At 47.3% G+C, this 15,852-nt stretch carries 15 protein-coding genes; 1 reads left to right on the top strand and 14 read right to left on the bottom strand.

Annotated elements, in window-relative coordinates:
• Nucleotides 1-533: 533 nt before the first annotated feature.
• The 8 genes from ACM5QY_RS10745 to ACM5QY_RS10705 all read right to left on the bottom strand — a co-directional run bounded on the left by ACM5QY_RS10745 (nucleotide 534) and on the right by ACM5QY_RS10705 (nucleotide 7,786).
• Nucleotides 534-860, bottom strand: coding sequence for an Ogr/Delta-like zinc finger protein (locus ACM5QY_RS10745; RefSeq protein WP_416120612.1), 327 nt, complete (start codon nucleotides 858-860; stop codon nucleotides 534-536).
• Nucleotides 861-1,157: 297 nt separating this feature from the next.
• Nucleotides 1,158-3,842, bottom strand: coding sequence for a DUF927 domain-containing protein (locus ACM5QY_RS10740; RefSeq protein WP_416120611.1), 2,685 nt, complete (start codon nucleotides 3,840-3,842; stop codon nucleotides 1,158-1,160).
• A complete protein-coding gene (locus tag ACM5QY_RS10735) occupies nucleotides 3,839-4,252 on the bottom strand; it encodes a hypothetical protein (protein WP_416120610.1) in 414 nt (137 codons plus the stop codon). Before ACM5QY_RS10735 ends, ACM5QY_RS10740 begins: the two co-directional genes overlap by 4 nt.
• Nucleotides 4,239-5,087, bottom strand: a complete 849-nt coding sequence (locus ACM5QY_RS26500; protein ID WP_463366389.1) for an ash family protein — start codon at nucleotides 5,085-5,087, stop codon at nucleotides 4,239-4,241. Before ACM5QY_RS26500 ends, ACM5QY_RS10735 begins: the two co-directional genes overlap by 14 nt.
• Nucleotides 5,088-5,157: 70 nt before the next feature.
• A complete protein-coding gene (locus ACM5QY_RS10720) occupies nucleotides 5,158-5,679 on the bottom strand; it encodes a GPO family capsid scaffolding protein (protein ID WP_416120609.1) in 522 nt (173 codons plus the stop codon).
• Nucleotides 5,680-5,688: 9 nt separating this feature from the next.
• Complete coding sequence (locus ACM5QY_RS10715) at nucleotides 5,689-6,690, bottom strand: P2 family phage major capsid protein (protein ID WP_416120608.1); 1,002 nt, start codon at nucleotides 6,688-6,690, stop codon at nucleotides 5,689-5,691.
• 17 nt (nucleotides 6,691-6,707) lie between these two features.
• Nucleotides 6,708-7,562, bottom strand: coding sequence for a hypothetical protein (locus ACM5QY_RS10710; RefSeq protein WP_416120607.1), 855 nt, complete (start codon nucleotides 7,560-7,562; stop codon nucleotides 6,708-6,710).
• A 5-nt stretch (nucleotides 7,563-7,567) separates the two neighbouring features.
• Entirely contained in the window at nucleotides 7,568-7,786 is a 219-nt protein-coding gene (locus ACM5QY_RS10705; protein ID WP_416120606.1) for an AlpA family transcriptional regulator, read from the bottom strand.
• 830 nt (nucleotides 7,787-8,616) lie between these two features.
• On the opposite strand from ACM5QY_RS10705, the gene ACM5QY_RS10700 reads away from it, so the two are divergent.
• Complete coding sequence (locus ACM5QY_RS10700) at nucleotides 8,617-9,573, top strand: LysR family transcriptional regulator (RefSeq protein WP_416120605.1); 957 nt, start codon at nucleotides 8,617-8,619, stop codon at nucleotides 9,571-9,573.
• A 167-nt stretch (nucleotides 9,574-9,740) separates the two neighbouring features.
• On the opposite strand, the gene ACM5QY_RS10695 is transcribed toward ACM5QY_RS10700, so the two are convergent.
• The 6 genes from ACM5QY_RS10695 to ACM5QY_RS10670 form a co-directional block, all read right to left on the bottom strand.
• The gene (locus tag ACM5QY_RS10695; protein WP_416120604.1) at nucleotides 9,741-10,286 is read right to left on the bottom strand and encodes a fimbrial protein; all 546 of its coding nucleotides are present in this window, start codon (nucleotides 10,284-10,286) and stop codon (nucleotides 9,741-9,743) included.
• A 36-nt stretch (nucleotides 10,287-10,322) separates the two neighbouring features.
• Nucleotides 10,323-10,868: a fimbrial protein gene (locus ACM5QY_RS10690; protein WP_416120603.1), complete on the bottom strand. Its 546-nt coding sequence runs from the start codon at nucleotides 10,866-10,868 to the stop codon at nucleotides 10,323-10,325.
• Nucleotides 10,868-11,446, bottom strand: a complete 579-nt coding sequence (locus tag ACM5QY_RS10685; protein ID WP_416120602.1) for a fimbrial protein — start codon at nucleotides 11,444-11,446, stop codon at nucleotides 10,868-10,870. The genes ACM5QY_RS10690 and ACM5QY_RS10685 overlap by 1 nt, the downstream gene beginning before the upstream one ends.
• Nucleotides 11,443-12,423, bottom strand: coding sequence for a fimbrial protein (locus tag ACM5QY_RS10680; RefSeq protein WP_416120601.1), 981 nt, complete (start codon nucleotides 12,421-12,423; stop codon nucleotides 11,443-11,445). The genes ACM5QY_RS10685 and ACM5QY_RS10680 overlap by 4 nt, the downstream gene beginning before the upstream one ends.
• A 10-nt stretch (nucleotides 12,424-12,433) precedes the next feature.
• Complete coding sequence (locus ACM5QY_RS10675; protein ID WP_416120600.1) at nucleotides 12,434-15,058, bottom strand: fimbria/pilus outer membrane usher protein; 2,625 nt, start codon at nucleotides 15,056-15,058, stop codon at nucleotides 12,434-12,436.
• A 73-nt stretch (nucleotides 15,059-15,131) separates the two neighbouring features.
• Nucleotides 15,132-15,821 (bottom strand): fimbrial biogenesis chaperone, encoded by a 690-nt coding sequence (locus tag ACM5QY_RS10670; RefSeq protein WP_416120599.1) that lies wholly within the window; start codon nucleotides 15,819-15,821, stop codon nucleotides 15,132-15,134.
• Nucleotides 15,822-15,852: the final 31 nt, after the last annotated feature.

Genomic DNA, 15,852 nt, shown 5'->3' with positions numbered 1-15,852 from the left:
AGCCTAATAAATCAGGCGCTCTTTAATTCAAAGAGCTAAGACTAAGTGATTAAAAAATTGATTGTAGCATGCAGGACGGAACGTCTGCGCAAGTGCATCTTATCAACGCTATCATTGATTAAGCAAGAAACAAAAAGCAAGTTAGACGAAATTTGCACTACACCGCACCCGCCTGCGGTTTTTGCAATGCATAATTTTTTCAGTTTTCATTTTCTACAAACTGATACGCCAGACCGCGCCACGCATGGGGTTCTCTCGTAAATCCCAAACTGAAAAGATTGAAATGAATTTCAGTATTTTTCAGTTTTAGAGTTCTGCCCATCTTGCTGAATGCTTTTTAACCTCATGTTTGGAAAGAACTTTTCTATTTTACGTGAAAATGAGAAGACAAAAAGGGAAGGGGTTTTAGGTGGGGTAAAACGTGAGAACCCTTGCGCCACGTGGCCTGGCAGCACAAGGGATGAAAATCAAAACTGAAAAAAATGTAAGACTAAAAATCTGTCAGTCCGCGTTTGAGCATTGCGCTCACCGGATTAACTTCGGCGTACAACCGTACTTTTTGCCTCACTGTTACTTCGCTCTCCTTCCCTCGCTTCATTTGCCGAATTCGTCAGAAAAGCCGCTATTTCTTCTCGCTGCGCGGGCGCAATGTTGTCCGCAATATCCTTTACTATTCGGCTGTACGTTCTGCCGCTTGGGCTTAGGGTATGCGAGAAGGTCATATTCATCACAAAGGTGTGACCACACTCCGGATCCGAACAGGAACAGTAGATGTCAGCAAAATGCTTATGCTTACGGTGCGTCTTTTTTATTACGGCCGCAGCATCACACTCCGGGCATATCACTTTGAATACTCGCATCCTGTTTTATCCTTCTTAACCCCAGCCCGCCAGAAAGAAGCCTCAAGCCGGGTTTCATGTTTGCTTTATCGTTTTAGACTGGTAACAGAGGTAACACTGGTTACACCCTTGTTTTATATATGAATACTCTGTTACCTCGTCCTATTTATTACTGGTAACCACTGGTAACGCTCTGCACTTTGTTACCAGTGTTACCAGTGACCCCTTTTTACTGGTAACAGGCCGAGGCCTTGCTATGAGTGGCTGTAACCAGTGTTACCTCTGTTACCAGTTATAAATAAGACTCGTGCGAGAGTATTACCCTAAGACGGTGCTGTTGAGCTGATAAACCCGTTTAACCCCCATCTCTGGCAGGCGGAGGCTTTTCTGGGTTCTGGCTTCATCCTCCGGCACGTCGAGATAACCCGCCGTCGCGCACAGCCTGGCCACCTTCTTGGCGTCAAAGCCTTTGGTAACCTCCTTCCAGCCGGTAGGCAGCACGTAGAAGGTGGTCACCGTTTCCTCCTGACCGCTGCCCTTCTCTACGCGGCGAAAGCCCACCATGTTAGCCGGGCGGCTGTGTGAGTCGTGCCAGTCGGCAAAGCGGCTGTACTGGTTGCGCGTCATGAAGTCCCTGACCTGCTCCAGCGCGGCGGCGTCTTCCTGGTTCGCCGTGTGGCCACGGTCATACATCCACGCATCCAGACAGCTTTTGGCCGCGTTGTATGCCTCTCCGGGTTGCCAGCCGGTGATCCCCGCCTCGGTGGCCAACTCGCCCGCCATCGCCACCAGCGCAAAACGCGTCACCGCGCGTCCGACCTGGTTCCCGGCGTTGTCGGGCGTCAGCCTGCGGGTAAACTCTTTCAGCATGGCCTTGGCCTTGCTGGTCATGCCCGGAAGATCGGCGGTTAGGCAGCGCAGCCACTCCCTGAACGGCGCACCGTGGCTCAGCATCACGGACTGCTCAAGGTGTTCGGCCAGCGCCTTACCGCCTGCAAAACCGTGCAACTCCTCAAACACGCCGTGCTTGCCAGTGTCGCTGGGGATTTGGATCATCCGCACCTCAACCCCGGCGTAGGTCTTTTCCCCCACGTTGGCGGCGTGTTCGACCAGGGAAAGCTCACCGGTGGACAGAAACAGCAGGCACCAGCGGTTAGTTTCTCGCACGCTGCCGTCCGTTCTCGCCCGCGCTTTACCCTGGCCGTTTGCCAGCATGTAGGCAATGTTCCCTGCCTCTCTGCCGTCTACTTCCCGAATTTCATCCAACATCAGCGTGGCGTCGTTTCGGCGGCTGGCAGTGCCTTCCAGCGCATTGCCGGTGGCACGCCAGGTGTGCCAGAAGTCAGCCCCGCCGCACACCGACGCAGCCACCTTCATGGTAGTGGTTTTGCCGTCCGTAGATTCACCCTTGAGGTGATACCCACCCCCGCCAACGCCCACCAGTTTAAGCAGCGGCGCGGCAAACGCCAGGCTCACGGCAAAAGCCACCCGCCCGTTGCCGACGCAGTAGCGGGAAACCTGCTCCCGCCAGTCTTCCAGCGTGCCCGCCGTTCTAAAATCCCGTCCCTGAACGCTTGATGTCTGCAAAATAACGGACTCCGAACCGACGCCGATCACTTCATCCTGGAGAACGTACACCGAACCGTGCCACCCTGTTTTAGTCACGCAGGTAACTTTTCGCTCTGGCTTGCACAGAGAGATGTATTCCATCAGGTGCGCACGCGCCTGGCCGTTAATATTGATGTACGACAGCCCGTTAACCAGCAGCGTGCGGCGCAGCTCTTCCCCGGCACTGGCCAGCATTTCCATCGGCATTGCCCATTTTCGGCTGATCCCGTTGGTATCCTCCCACTCCAGCAGGCGGCCATAGTTGCTGCCGTCTTCGTCGCAGGTGATGGCCGTGACGCGCACCGGGCTGCACAGCTTGATGTTGCGGATTTCCGTGTCACCGTCGGACTTCTGCACCTGTTTGTCGTACCAGAGATATTCCTGCGTCAGGCGGAACCCCTGGGGGAGTTTGGTTTTCCCTTTGCCAAACAGCACGAGTTCCTCTTTAAACGCCTCTTTAGCGCGATCCTGTCCGTGCTCCTGGCGGAAATCGTCCCAGTCGGCCTTATGCCGGGTAGGTGGCACCGTCACCCAGCCGTTCACCGCCTTAGCCGCCTTTTGTGCGCACAGCTTGCCGGTGTTTTCCTTGCCGTCGTCAAAATCGTTGTCCCCGGCAATGATGATCCTCGCCTCCGGCCACTTTTCACGCACGGCCTGCGCCACATTAAGCAGGTTGTTTGCCGAGACGGCCGCCACGCAAACCCCGTCCGTCAGACTGGACACGGTGAGCGCCGTCGCAAACCCTTCGGTGATCGTCACCTGCTCCGGCGCGATATCGCCCGGTTCAACCACGCTGATGAATGAGCCTGCCAGCGAGGAATGGGGTAAGAGCCGTTTATCACCGTTGGGGTGAATAAGCTGCGCGCCGGTTTGCACCCCCTGCGCATCGGTTAAGGGAAGCAAAAGAGAGCCGGGGATAAACTCCACGCCCCCGAACGGCTTCATGACCTGCGTCAGCATTCCCTCGGTGTTGTCTAATCCCTTCCCTTTCAGATATTCACTTTCGCCCCGAATGCACTGACCCAGCAGCGCACGATACGCTTTCAGGCACGTCGCCCGCTTTTGCTCCGGGGAGGCTTCTTTCCTGGCGGGCGTATTTGTCGATAATGACGCTGAGGCCATCGCCAACGCCGCCGCCACTTCTTTGGCGGCTTCCGCCGCAGTCGTCCCGCTGACCAGGCGCACTAAGTCCAGCCCGTCGCCGTGTTCACACTGCGAGCAAATCCAGGTGCCGCGCCCGCCCTTATCATCAAAGCGAAAGCGATCTTTCCCGCCGCATTTCGGACAGGCTCCGTGCTGGCCGTTGGCGGGAACGGTGATACCCAGCGCGGGAAGTATGTGTGGCCAGCGGCCTTTCGCGGCGCTGATCGCCTCTGATACCGGCTTGTGGCTCATAGCGTTGCCTCCCCGTCCTGTTCATCCATGATGCAGCTGCCTGCGGGAAATTCACCGTCCGGCGCACCGTAAATAATGTCCTGATAAACGCGGCTCAGGCACATCGTGCCGTAAGAAGAAAGCTGCATGGCTTCGCTCATAAATCCCGGCTTGAGCATCTTATTTAATTCCTGCGCGGCTAAACGCCCGCCTTCAATTGCGCCCAGCCTTTGGATAAAGGGATGCTCAATGTGATAAATAATATTAGCCGCGACCTTATCCAGGCTAAGAGGAATGCTTTCATCGTCGGCAATAAATACCGCGTCGCCATGTTTAGAGACCATCAGGGAAATAAACGCCTGAGAAATATAATGCCGCAATAAGGCCGCACGAAATTCAGCCGAGGTTAACTGCGTTTTATTCAGCATCATTTTCCCCCATCTTGACTTCACCCTGGAACATTTCGCTGCATCCGATCGCCCCGTCCAACTGATCCGCCAGGCTCTCAAAAAGGGCGGCCATACCTTGCAAAGAAATGCTCGACTGCGTGTTACTGGCGGCCAGTGCCAACAGCTCGGCCAGACAGGCGGATGCCTGATGTGCTCTAAGAATTTTGTCATGACCTTCATTTGAGAAAGCATAGGGAAAGACGTTTTGGGCTTTATTGCTCATGACGCGCCTCCTGTGTTGTGCAAGGCAGGCGACCAGCAAAGGCCAGCACAAAGTCTTTGGCCAGAGTACGCCGGGCATACTTTTCGGAAGATGCTGTGATTTTGAGGCGGCAAGGTACGGCGCAAAGGTCTGCGCGGCGAACGGCCAGGAATAGATAGGTGAATTGCGGACAGACAAACTGATGGGCAGAAGCCATAAGGCAACCTCCAATAAGTATTGGTTGTTGCTACCACCTAAGTTCCTACACTTACTGGTGGTAGCCCAAACGGGGGTAGGAATACCGGCCTTATTGGAAACCGGCCAGCCCGAAGGCTGCCCCGCCTGAGCTACCATTACTCGATATGCACAAAGGCTCAAAAACCACTGTGCTAAAGACAGGTGCGCAAAGGCAACGACATAAAAAAACACGCTAGGCGCGTGTCGTGTCGCCAATAAGTGACTCGGGTTCCTACGCCCGACTGTCGATTTTGCGACAGCAGGAAAACTATAACTTGAGATGTTCTCAGTGGGCAATCTCTTTTTTTTGAGAATGGGTTTATCGCAAGCGCGGCCATTATTATTAATAAACGAATTTTTACGCATAAATATATCCATTTTCCACATCCGGGAAATAGTTATCCAACCCGGTTTTATTCAACCGGGTGACAGGATATTTAAAAATGAATTAATTGCCTGAGATGGCGGAAACCCAGCCTTTACCGGCCATAGAAAGACTGTCAGCCAAAGAAAAAGCAATAGGGTTGCTGATGCGCGTCTTTGAACCTTTTCGGGCAAAATAGCGTTTGTTCACGCTAAACTTAAGGCGGTCCGTCCCAATACTTGCGGGGCTATCAGTGACGGCAAGCCCACCAAGATAAAAGCGTCCGCTGTCTCGAAAATCATCTTCTACTTCGATAGAGCAAAACAGCTTTTGCCCGCGCTCGTTGTAACTCATAAGCTTAGACGTAGGACGAAGGCGAACATAAAGCTTCATCAATCCCTCGGAGTTTTCACAACGCGCTTCAAGAACTTCGCCCAGGTTATCTAAATCACGATTGTGCTCTTCCCAAATAAGCGCGGTATACAATTTAGGATTATAGGTTTCGGCTAAATCGACGATCCAAAAGCGCTCAATTTTGCGCCCATCAATGGTGGTTCCCTCTGTTGCCACACATACCCAGCCCGTCGCAATTGGCGAATATTCCATGATTGGCTCCTACAGTAGCGTGACGGCATTTTCGTCCGCCGCCGCATACAAGAACCCATTTCCCAGCGCATAGCCTTCATTGCGTAAATAGGCGTGCTGATACTCTCCCGCATCATCCACAAATTCAGCGCGGAACCGACGTGATCCTTTCTGCGTGTAGATATGAAGATTTTCCAGCGTGGTAATGGCCAGACGTTTACCCGGCATGAATGGTGGAACAAATGCAAATCGGCCTGCAACAGAGCTGGTCAACAGCTGCGCCGCAGCAGTATCAGAAAGTGAACGGTCTGCGGCGTTAAATAAACGCAGGCGTTCGTGCGCTGCTAGTTCAGCGCCGACCAAAACAACCAGACGCGGATCTTCCCGGAAGGCTTCAGGGATTTTATCTTTGATAAGCTGATTGGCCAGAGCATCCAGATGCGGATAATCACCCCCTTCGCCCAGGCTGAATTTTTCAATGATGACCTGGGAACCTTTGTTAAATTCTCGTGCGATAGCATGCCAGCCGGTATTAATATCTTCCCCTTTCGGGTTCTCAATGGGATTAGTAGGCAGTCCGGCATATTCACCGTTAAACCCAACCCGCAGCATATCCAGAGATACTGCGCGGCCGAAAAAGTCAGAGATCAGAGCGACAAATTTATCAAAACCATTAATGTTAGCGAGTTGCCCCAGCTGTTCGTAAGATAATGAGGCACACGAATCTGTTTCAACCAATTCAAAAGACGTACCATTAACAAACAGTTTCTTTTTGAAACGTCCTGATAATTCCCGTCCAGTGTGCAGCGAATTATCACCAATTTCAATTGCCTGCCCGGAAGGTCTATCAATATCACGCAGGGTGATATTCCCCATCATCCAGCCTGATTCCAACATGGCTATTTGCAATGAGTTTTCAGCGGGATCCGAGATGGTGAAGTCGCCTTTTCTGTTACTACTAAAATAGTCTGCACCACGTGTAAAAAGCTGATGAAACTGTTTTGCCATTTCAGGAATAGCATGTGCTTTCATATATAATTCCTTTTAAATTAAATTGATGAATTCATCATTCTGATTTTAGTGCTAAAGCTTTGATCATGCTGATACTTATTGGATACATAATCAATAGCTGTCATTCTTTGGCGTAACTCAGAACCTTGAATACTGTAATATTCGCGATAATAGTGAGATTTCTTTTCACCTCCATTATTTAGTTCGTATTTATTTGTAGGTTTAGTACATAAAAAAACAATCCTTTGTATTGCTGCTTCAAGAGCATCAAGTTCTTTCCATGCAAAGAAAATCGGGCTAGCTGACTTATCAAAAAAAGTCTCTTTAATAGGGCACCCTGTAAGATACTCAGTGGGTATTCGCGTCAGAATAACCGGCATCAAACCAGGCACATTGCACGCGGATAATATCTCTGCCTGCTGGCGTAACATACCTAACAGCTCTCGACGCTCAGTTAAGAGTTTGTTGGCTGATGCAATATGCCCATCGACACGGTCTTTTCTGTATTCGAGATCCTGCAAATAAGCGCGTAGACTTTCATAGCCGCCAAATCCGCTACATTTACCTTTATGAGCTTGGGCAATGTCATCATCAACACTTTTTGCATCAGCCAAAGCATCTTTATACGCTTTATTAGCTGCGTAAATGACACTCACCCCATGCTCTACCAAGAGGTTCATTTCTGATGCGTTACACTCAGTATAAGGAACCTCATACCCGGTTAATTCTTTAAACTTCTCACATAGTAATTTTATTTTATTAAAGCGTTTAATCTCTATAGCGCGAATGGCATAACCACCATCAGAGTGTCCTTCACCGAAGGTGATAGATTTATAGTTAAGCACTTGATCAATGTTGCTATCTTTACAAAAGTTTAATTCTTCTCTACCCATTATTTCTAACTCCTTCTTTTAATATTCTCTTTAATCCAATCTTCAATTTCACTTTCAACCCACGCAACAGAGCGTTCACCAATCATTACGTTCTTAGGGAATTTTTCACACTTCATCATTTTGTAGAGTGTTGACCTTGGCAAACCTGTAGCACTGATCACAGAGGCGAGCCTAATTAATCTTAATGAGTTAGATTGAAATTCTTTTCCACTATTTATAGACATGACTCTCCCTAGTTAAAAGATAGATTAATATTGGACATTCTCAGATGTTGTCGGATGCGCTAAGACTGCCATTATAAGTTTGACTTGTAAATAAGGGGGGGTGTAAATGCAATACTGTGAATATTCAAAATTAAATAATGAGGAGTGATGGTGAACACTGGTGAATGGGGTTCAATAGTATTCCTTAATATTCCTTAGTATTCGTTAGTTGCTTTTAGTATTTCCTGATTGATGAGGAATGGTGGTGAGCGTTGATTAAAGAGGGGGATGATTTATGTAACAAATTGTAAAAATGGTAGAGCAACCTGAAATACCCCCTGTCTGAATACTTTTTTTTTCAAATCATAAGCTTTTAACGGAGCTTAACAAAAAGTGTATAGAAATGTGTATAACATAAAAAGAAATCCAAAGTAAATTCATATAAAAAACAGTATCTTATTATTAATAAAGTATTCCTGTAGGGACACCACTTTCACTTTTACGAAATTGTTATACCCTTCAGCCTGCACACTACTTTTCAAAAATCCATTATGGAAAAAAGTTAAAAAGTACAACACCCTCTTCTATATTAGCAATTAGCACCGTCAATTATTATGAATTAGCTTTTTTACTTCTTTTTTTAAACTTAATTCCTTCAAACTGCTAATTAAAAACAACCAATAACTCCCGCCGGAAGAAATTAATATTTACAAAATTTAATCATGAGCTATACTTGACCTGTATAATAACCTTTCACCTTATTAAACCAGTACACTATAAAATTCAGATACAAATTTCACTTACTCTTACGAACCGTTTATACGCATTACCCCTCAGGAATTACAGCTACCATGCCAAATAAAAAAAACCTATCAAACTTCGAGCGAATTCACACCTTCGATTTTAATTTATTATTAATTTTTGAAGTTATATTCGCTCACGGCAGTGTTAAAAAAGCAGCAGAAACGTTAAATTCAAGCGGCTCAGCAATCAGTCAGTCACTGAATAAATTACGCTTACACTTTTCAGATCCGTTATTTTTACGTGCGGGGCAGAAAATTGAGCCAACGACTATCGCAATAAAACTCCATGCTCATATTGGTAAAAATTTCGGGGATTTGATTGATTCTGTCATCAATTTTTCAGCACAAACTACGCCCTACCGTATTGTCGTCTACGCTTCCCCCTATCTTGCCTTGCGCATGCTGCCAGACCTTTGTACTTACATCGAGAAAAGCAACATTCTCTGTGAACTGGTTCATCTCTCCGCAGACGCTTTACAAAACAACGGGGAAGAAATCCTTACTTATCGTAAGGCCGATATTGTCCTGGACACTCAACCTTATTACAGTGCTTCCATAATATCCAAACTTTGCATGAAGGATCATGTTGTTCCGGTATGCAGGAAAGATCACCCTCGCCTTGAGCAGTCACTGACTATTGAAGAGATGAAAATTGAATCGACCACTTTTTTGAATGTAAACACGGAAGGATTGAAAAGAGTACAACGGGATCTTGATCTAAATTTTGAAACACGTCGCTTTGCCTTTAACAGCAGTTCGCTCATCGTAAATTCCGCAGTTTCTGCGAAAACCAACAATATCAGTTTTATTCCAAAATGGTTTGCTGAAAATTACGCTGATGCGATGGGATTAAAAATCCTTGAGGCGAATTTTAATATTGACCCGGCTGATTTGTATATTAATTACAACAAAAGCGCGATGAGTAACGAAAATTTTGTCAAAATCATTACTAAAATTGAAGAAAGTTTAATTTCTAAAATGGCTGAAGAAGAGAAGCAAAAATAACAATCTGCAGCTTCAGGAATGCGATGAGAGGGTGATAATCTTATCGCACTTCACTCTTTCAGCTTTCGGACTCACGACTTTAATAATGTCTTCTCGAAAAACTTATTTTATTAATTTCATAAGTCATTCATCCTGGCTAATTTTCCTCTGCATTGGCGTATCTCGCATTATTGATATTCTACAGTGAAATCGATATGCCCCGAAACTTTCCCTGCGGTAGCACGCCCGGAAGGCATAATCATTCTTGCCTGCACATTAAACACAGCCTGATGGGTGGCGCTGTTTACCGTTGTGACCATTTGTGTGCCGGTACTTAAATTGTTACCTTGCGGATACGGAGTGAATTCAATCGCGACGTTATCGGCGACAGCAACCCCTTCCGATGCTACCGCCGTATTTTTATAGTACAACGGATTCACCGGGTCCGGTTGACCACTAAAGGTGATAGTGGCTTTATTCATGCCGCTCGGGCAATGTTCGAGGCCTATCGGAAACGTTTTCCAGACCCAGGCTGAGCTAGAGGAATTGAGTATCGCCGGGCTGGCAACGCCTAAATCCACGGTCTGCGAAGGCCCGCCGACAACCGTACAGCCTGAACTGGCGACAGTGCCTTTCACGGTGACCTGTACATTGTTGGAATTCACCGCCAGTACCGCGCCCGAAGCAGTGAGCAAGGCCAGCGTCACGGGTATCAGTAATAGGTTTTTTGGCATAGCCTTGAAGCTTTTCATAGTTATCATCTCCAAAAACTATTTATAGGATAACGTCAGATTGATCACGGAATAGACGTCGCCGGCCATTACGTTCCCTTTCGCTGTGTACATGCGTGCCGCCAGTGGAATATCAACGGTGTGGTCAGCTTTAATATTTGTAGTAATCACATCATTGTTGTGCAGCATCTGCTCCCCGGATTTCAGCTGTACACTGACATTTTTCGCAGGGCTCTCAGCGGCACTCTGGTTTTTAAAACCGTCAGTGTCATCGTCATCCATCATGCCGCTCACGGTCGCATCCACGCTATGGGTTCCACCAAAGCAGTTAGATAATTTAATAACTTGTCCGGGCAACGCCTGCCAATCCGAACTGCTGCCTGCCGCTTCCAGATCGACGGCGTTCATATAAAGGTTAAATGTTAAGTTTTCTGTGTTAACAGTACAGGAGGAAAACGTTAAATTAGCCTTAATATTAAATTTATATTCATTGGCGTATACAGACAATGGGCATATTAGTGCCACACATATGACAGAATTAAAAAAACGCCGTAGTGTGATTTTATGAAGTGAGTTTTTCAACATTATTTGTACTCAACGACTATAGTATAGACACCCGTAATTCCCCCAGGTTGAGGTGCGACCCCGGTCAAATTCATGAAACTGAATTTTATTGGCAGGTTGTAACTTGTTGCGCTCTCTCCGAGACGCTGCATGGGTGTGATTACAATCCATCCACCAGTCGCATTGAACTTTGTATACATGTCTATATCCTTATCGGCTACGGTTGTCATCACCTTAAGGCCAATATTACTAAGTAACTTTGATTGGCTATCAAACACCCCAAAGGTATTAGAAGTATAACTCCATGTATTACCCATCGCCGAGCTACCCACAAGGATATTTGTCGAAACATCACAATGCGAAAACTTAATATTATAATTCAGCCAGGGACTGGTTGAATTTTTTTCTGAGAGAGTGGCGATATCCAGATCGCCCAAATCTAGCGTTGTGGTAGCCCCAATAGAGATGTCACAAGGCTGACTAACAATGGTTCCTGTATAATGAAGCAATACCTGATTAGGGATATCGGCAATGCTCAGGGAAGAAAACATTGATGATATTAACAGAGTTGAGCATAAAAGTGTTTTTCTCATCTTCATTCAAACTCTATATTCATGGTAACGGTAGTATCAAATTGCCCGGCCTGAAGCGCATCAGTCAACTTTGATAATTTGACCGGTTTTGCCATGACGGTATAATCTCCCACGCCAGACAAAGAACTGTGATTAACCTGATCTAATACCAGAGGAGGTAATGCCGGATTGGCCCAGGAGAGCTTTATACCCAGATTCTCCAGGTTTGTTTTCACAATGCCGTTGGCAGCATCAGCGAAACCATTAGTAGAGCTGAAGCTAATATTGATGGGCGATGGCGGAGCTGAAGCATCACCACAGATAAATGACAACCCATAAGGTTTTGATTCCGCCGTCCCATTAACGATTTCTGCCTTATATAAATTGGGCCAGTTAATGGTCGATCCTTGTTTTGCATTTATCCCACAGGATGTCACAACATAATTGACCGTCAGGCTATCAAGGTAAACACCAATATGTTCAACATTATAGTTTTCACTTCCAAACCATACATATCCAACGGGCTCTGAAATATTATAAACGACACTACTTGCACCATCAGGAGGTGAAAGGGCCGAAATTGACACCATATTAATTCCATACTGCGTTGTCAATTTCAAAAAATTACCTGTACTACCTTCGCCGTCTGCCCAAATAGTCGTCCCTGGCCCAATATAGTTAACAAAGGGTTCAATACCGAATGAAGAACCGGCTAATTCCCAGGCATCATTGCCCTGAGTATCAGAACTTTTAGTTAACGACTTAGGCCCTGTAAATCGAATGCCCCCTAAAGCACCTCCGCAATTTGTGACTACCTGAGAAGATGAATAAAATACAAACTCCCCTCTTGTTATAGGATAGTTCATACCATATTTTGAAATATGTACAGTTGTTACGCCCGAAACATGTGTAGGGGCAACAGTACAAGCAGCGTACGTTGTCTGAACAAACAGAATACCCAACGAGCCAAGGACAACGGCTATCCAATATTTTAATTTGGTCATGTTAGTTATTTCACTCCAGTCCCGGCAGGCATTTCGCCTGCAGAGTCATTAAGGCATTCTCTAATTTGGTGATATCCAGCTTGTAGGTCACCACACATTTCTGGCCATCTTGTTTCCCCCAGGACGCGATCAGTTTCCCTTCCTCAGGTAAACCACTCAGGTAGGTTTCGCCGCCGTCGCCGACAATCGCCGTATTTTCGCCTTCCTGGTCGCTGGCCAGCTGTGAAACCACGGCACCAAAGGGCACTGATTTACCGTCCGGGCGGATGAGCGTCATTAACACCCTGTAACCCACCTGAGTGTGGAATTTCGCGCGCACGATGGCCCCGCGTGTTGGGATCACATCTTTGATGTTGTCGCTGATATCTATGGTGCTGCCGAAGGTCGTGGTATCCAGCCCCACGGTAGTCCGACGATAAGGCGTCACATAGGGCAATAACGCGTAACCCCGAAAATCAGTTCCTACCGTGCTGTCGTTGGTGGTGCTCACACCGCCGGCACCCGGTGCTTCAACCAGAACCATCGTTTCACCCAAGGGCTGAGAAAGCGTGACGCCATGTGCATGAGCAATGACGCCGCCAGATAGCCCGTAGTTCCAGCGCTGTGAATCCTGTGTATAGCTGTAACCCAAATTGCTGTTACCGTGGTCGCCACGGTAATTCAGGCTGCCGCTTCCGCCAGTGCTGTCGCCCTGGTTACCGGTATTCGCATTTACGCTATAGTCGAGTCTCTCGTCCATTCCCTGGCCACTCAAACCCGCCTGCTGACTAATATGCCCATTGCTGTCGTGGTTTATGCTGTATGTGGCGTAAGCCCCTGGCAGAAACTTGCTCAGCGGAACCGAAATATTAAATGAGACCAGCGTATCGGTCGGTTCGTCAGGGTTAGTAGTCTGGCTGACCGCCACGTTATAACTGATGCTATTCCATGCGTTGTTGTAACCGGTCTGCAACGTTTTTTCTTTGCCGGTAACGCCCCAGTAATCCTGCAGGCTGGCAGAGAAGTAGAACGATCCCCAGTTATCAGGCAGCGTCTGGGTAACGGAGCCCTGAACCTGGCTGCGTTTATGGTGGCGACGGTTGTAATCCGTATCATCGGTATCCTGATTATTCATATCTACCGATTCCTGCATGGTATAGAACCCGCTTGTGGAGTAGCGATAACCCAAGAGGCGGAAGTCTGTTCCGGTATCCACAAATGATTTGGCGTACAGGAAACGATATGACTGCCCCTTGGACGTTTCACCTGCGGGCAAATCTGTTTTTGCCTGCGTCACATCAACGGACACCGCCCCCATATCGCCGAGGTTTTTACCAATCCCCAGAGCCGCAGAAATATAGTTTTTGCTTGCCTGAGAGCCGCCGTAGAACGTAAAACCATGAGAAAAACCACGAATCAGCGTAAATTGGGCAAAGTTCGGCTTATCGCCACCGCCATAGCCGCCACGGTATTGCCCAGCAGTCAGGCTGTATTTCATGTGCCCTTCACGCTGCAAAATAGGCACAGCAGAGTAAGGTTGAACGAAGTGCTGCGTACTGCCATCTTCTTCTTTTACGGTGACGTCCAGATCGCCACTGTCACCGCTGGCGTAAAGATCGTTAATCTCAAACGCACCGGGGGAAACGTAGCCCTGATAGATGGTATAGCCATTCTGCTTGATGGTGACCTGGGCATTGGTTTTAGCAATACCACGCACAACAGGGGCAAACCCCTGCTGGCTGTCTGGCAACATCTGATCGTCTGACGCAAGCTGCATTCCACGGTATTGGGAACTGTCAAAAACGTCACTGCCTGAATTGCCGTCACCCAGCGTAAGCTGGGATTTCAGTGAGATGATACTGCGCTGCAAATAGGTATTAATATTCTGCCATTCGCGAATACCGTTATAGTCATTCAGGGTCGAATAATTGCGCAGACGCCACGGCCCGAAATTAATGCCATTGCGCAGGCTCAGGTAATAGCTGTCATCGTGAGACTTCTCTGACCCGCTGTACTTACTAGTTCCGTTGGATCCACTGAAGTTATAATCCATCAGCAGAGCATTAATTCCTTCATCCCACAGCGAAGGATCCACGTAGCCGCGTGCCGACTGTGCAATCACTGCCTGAGGAAAGCTGAGGTTTAATGCCTGCTTATCAAATTCAAATGCCGCAGCGGAAGAAGGAATAATTTTGATAAAATTAATGCATTCGTCTGTTGCCGCAGATGCATTTTCGCCGGGCGTGTTCGCGGGTGACTCCGGTGATTCTTTTTGCTCACTGGCCTTTTTAGCCATAGCGGCTAATTCAGGTACAGCCTCAAGCTTGACCCCGTACTGTTTCAATTGTTCCAGCGTCAGGCACGGGATCAGTCCGCTGCCTTCCGGATTAATATTGTCTTTATCGGAATAAAAACTGACTTCTTTGTGGTCGACCGGAGCATTATTAACAAAAATATCAACGGTATATTTTCCGGGAGCCTGACTATCTCCTTTGGTAAAGACTGAAAGGTCAGAGACATCTCCGGCGCCGACATTTTCAAGCAGTGCGGGATTAAAACCTGCGTCAGCGAAACTCATCCCTGAATAGCCGATAAGTAACGCCAGAAGTTTGATTTTGAAATAACGTGGTAATGCAACCTCAGATAATAGGCGCAACTTTCCCGCATTACTTAATTTATGCTTATTTTCTGAGGCCATTATTTTTACCAAAAACTAAATATAAAACAGCTTAATTAACAGGATCGGATATTTCTTCTGTCAGACCACCGAAATCATTAATGCATCTGTACGTCACTTTACTGACATGTGCAGAATCAATTTTGTAATGTGTTTCACTTTGCGGAAGGACTAGTTTAGTGTCCTGCACTTCCTTTCCATCGACCTTAATATCATTAAAGGATGCAGAAAAGGCTGTTGGGTTTTTCACTATCAGTTCATTCCCCTGCTGATGCCACTCAAGTTTTTTAGGGGTTTCGGCCGCATTACCCGGCAAGCCTTTAGGTCGATAGAACATTTTAATCCGTGTTTTAACGGCCAGTTGCAGCGTATTTTGTCCGCCACCTTCTGGTGCAGGAGGAATAGCCTTCACGTTCACCCAATAAACGGACTCGCGATCCTGCGGCAACCCTTCACCGGTTTTAATAATACGCAACATGTTTTCTTTATTTGCGTTCAAACGGAAAAGCGGCGGTGTAATGGTGAATGGGACTTTTTTATTCCCGGTGCTGTCATCCACCCAGGACTGTATTAAATAATATTGTGCTCCGCTGTGGTTAATCACCGCAAGCGACGCTTCCCTGCTGTCAGCATTATATACAACGCGCGTTGCTCCTACGGCGATGCCTCCTGTTTCAGCTGCGAACACCGCAGGGGAAACGACCATAGCCAATAACACTGAAAGAAGAGTGAGCTTTTTCATAAAATTAAACCTTTAATTAACATCGAAAGAA

Origin of the sequence: Rahnella sp. PCH160 (assembly GCF_047784855.1) — a bacterium.
GTDB lineage: Bacteria > Pseudomonadota > Gammaproteobacteria > Enterobacterales > Enterobacteriaceae > Rahnella.
This window is presented reverse-complemented; position numbering and strand designations above follow the sequence as displayed.

Bases quoted from the DNA above. Each gene is read 5' to 3' on its own strand.
- ACM5QY_RS10705 (WP_416120606.1), bottom strand. From the start codon at position 7,786: ATGTCTATAAATAGTGGAAAAGAATTTCAATCTAACTCATTAAGATTA.
- ACM5QY_RS10670 (WP_416120599.1), bottom strand. From the start codon at position 15,821: ATGAAAAAGCTCACTCTTCTTTCAGTGTTATTGGCTATGGTCGTTTCC.
- ACM5QY_RS10690 (WP_416120603.1), bottom strand. From the start codon at position 10,868: ATGTTGAAAAACTCACTTCATAAAATCACACTACGGCGTTTTTTTAAT.
- ACM5QY_RS10715 (WP_416120608.1), bottom strand. From the start codon at position 6,690: ATGAAAGCACATGCTATTCCTGAAATGGCAAAACAGTTTCATCAGCTT.
- ACM5QY_RS10720 (WP_416120609.1), bottom strand. From the start codon at position 5,679: ATGGAATATTCGCCAATTGCGACGGGCTGGGTATGTGTGGCAACAGAG.
- ACM5QY_RS26500 (WP_463366389.1), bottom strand. From the start codon at position 5,087: ATGGATATATTTATGCGTAAAAATTCGTTTATTAATAATAATGGCCGC.
- ACM5QY_RS10685 (WP_416120602.1), bottom strand. From the start codon at position 11,446: ATGAAGATGAGAAAAACACTTTTATGCTCAACTCTGTTAATATCATCA.
- ACM5QY_RS10710 (WP_416120607.1), bottom strand. From the start codon at position 7,562: ATGGGTAGAGAAGAATTAAACTTTTGTAAAGATAGCAACATTGATCAA.
- ACM5QY_RS10695 (WP_416120604.1), bottom strand. From the start codon at position 10,286: ATGCCAAAAAACCTATTACTGATACCCGTGACGCTGGCCTTGCTCACT.
- ACM5QY_RS10745 (WP_416120612.1), bottom strand. From the start codon at position 860: ATGCGAGTATTCAAAGTGATATGCCCGGAGTGTGATGCTGCGGCCGTA.
- ACM5QY_RS10740 (WP_416120611.1), bottom strand. From the start codon at position 3,842: ATGAGCCACAAGCCGGTATCAGAGGCGATCAGCGCCGCGAAAGGCCGC.
- ACM5QY_RS10680 (WP_416120601.1), bottom strand. From the start codon at position 12,423: ATGACCAAATTAAAATATTGGATAGCCGTTGTCCTTGGCTCGTTGGGT.
- ACM5QY_RS10735 (WP_416120610.1), bottom strand. From the start codon at position 4,252: ATGATGCTGAATAAAACGCAGTTAACCTCGGCTGAATTTCGTGCGGCC.
- ACM5QY_RS10700 (WP_416120605.1), top strand. From the start codon at position 8,617: ATGCCAAATAAAAAAAACCTATCAAACTTCGAGCGAATTCACACCTTC.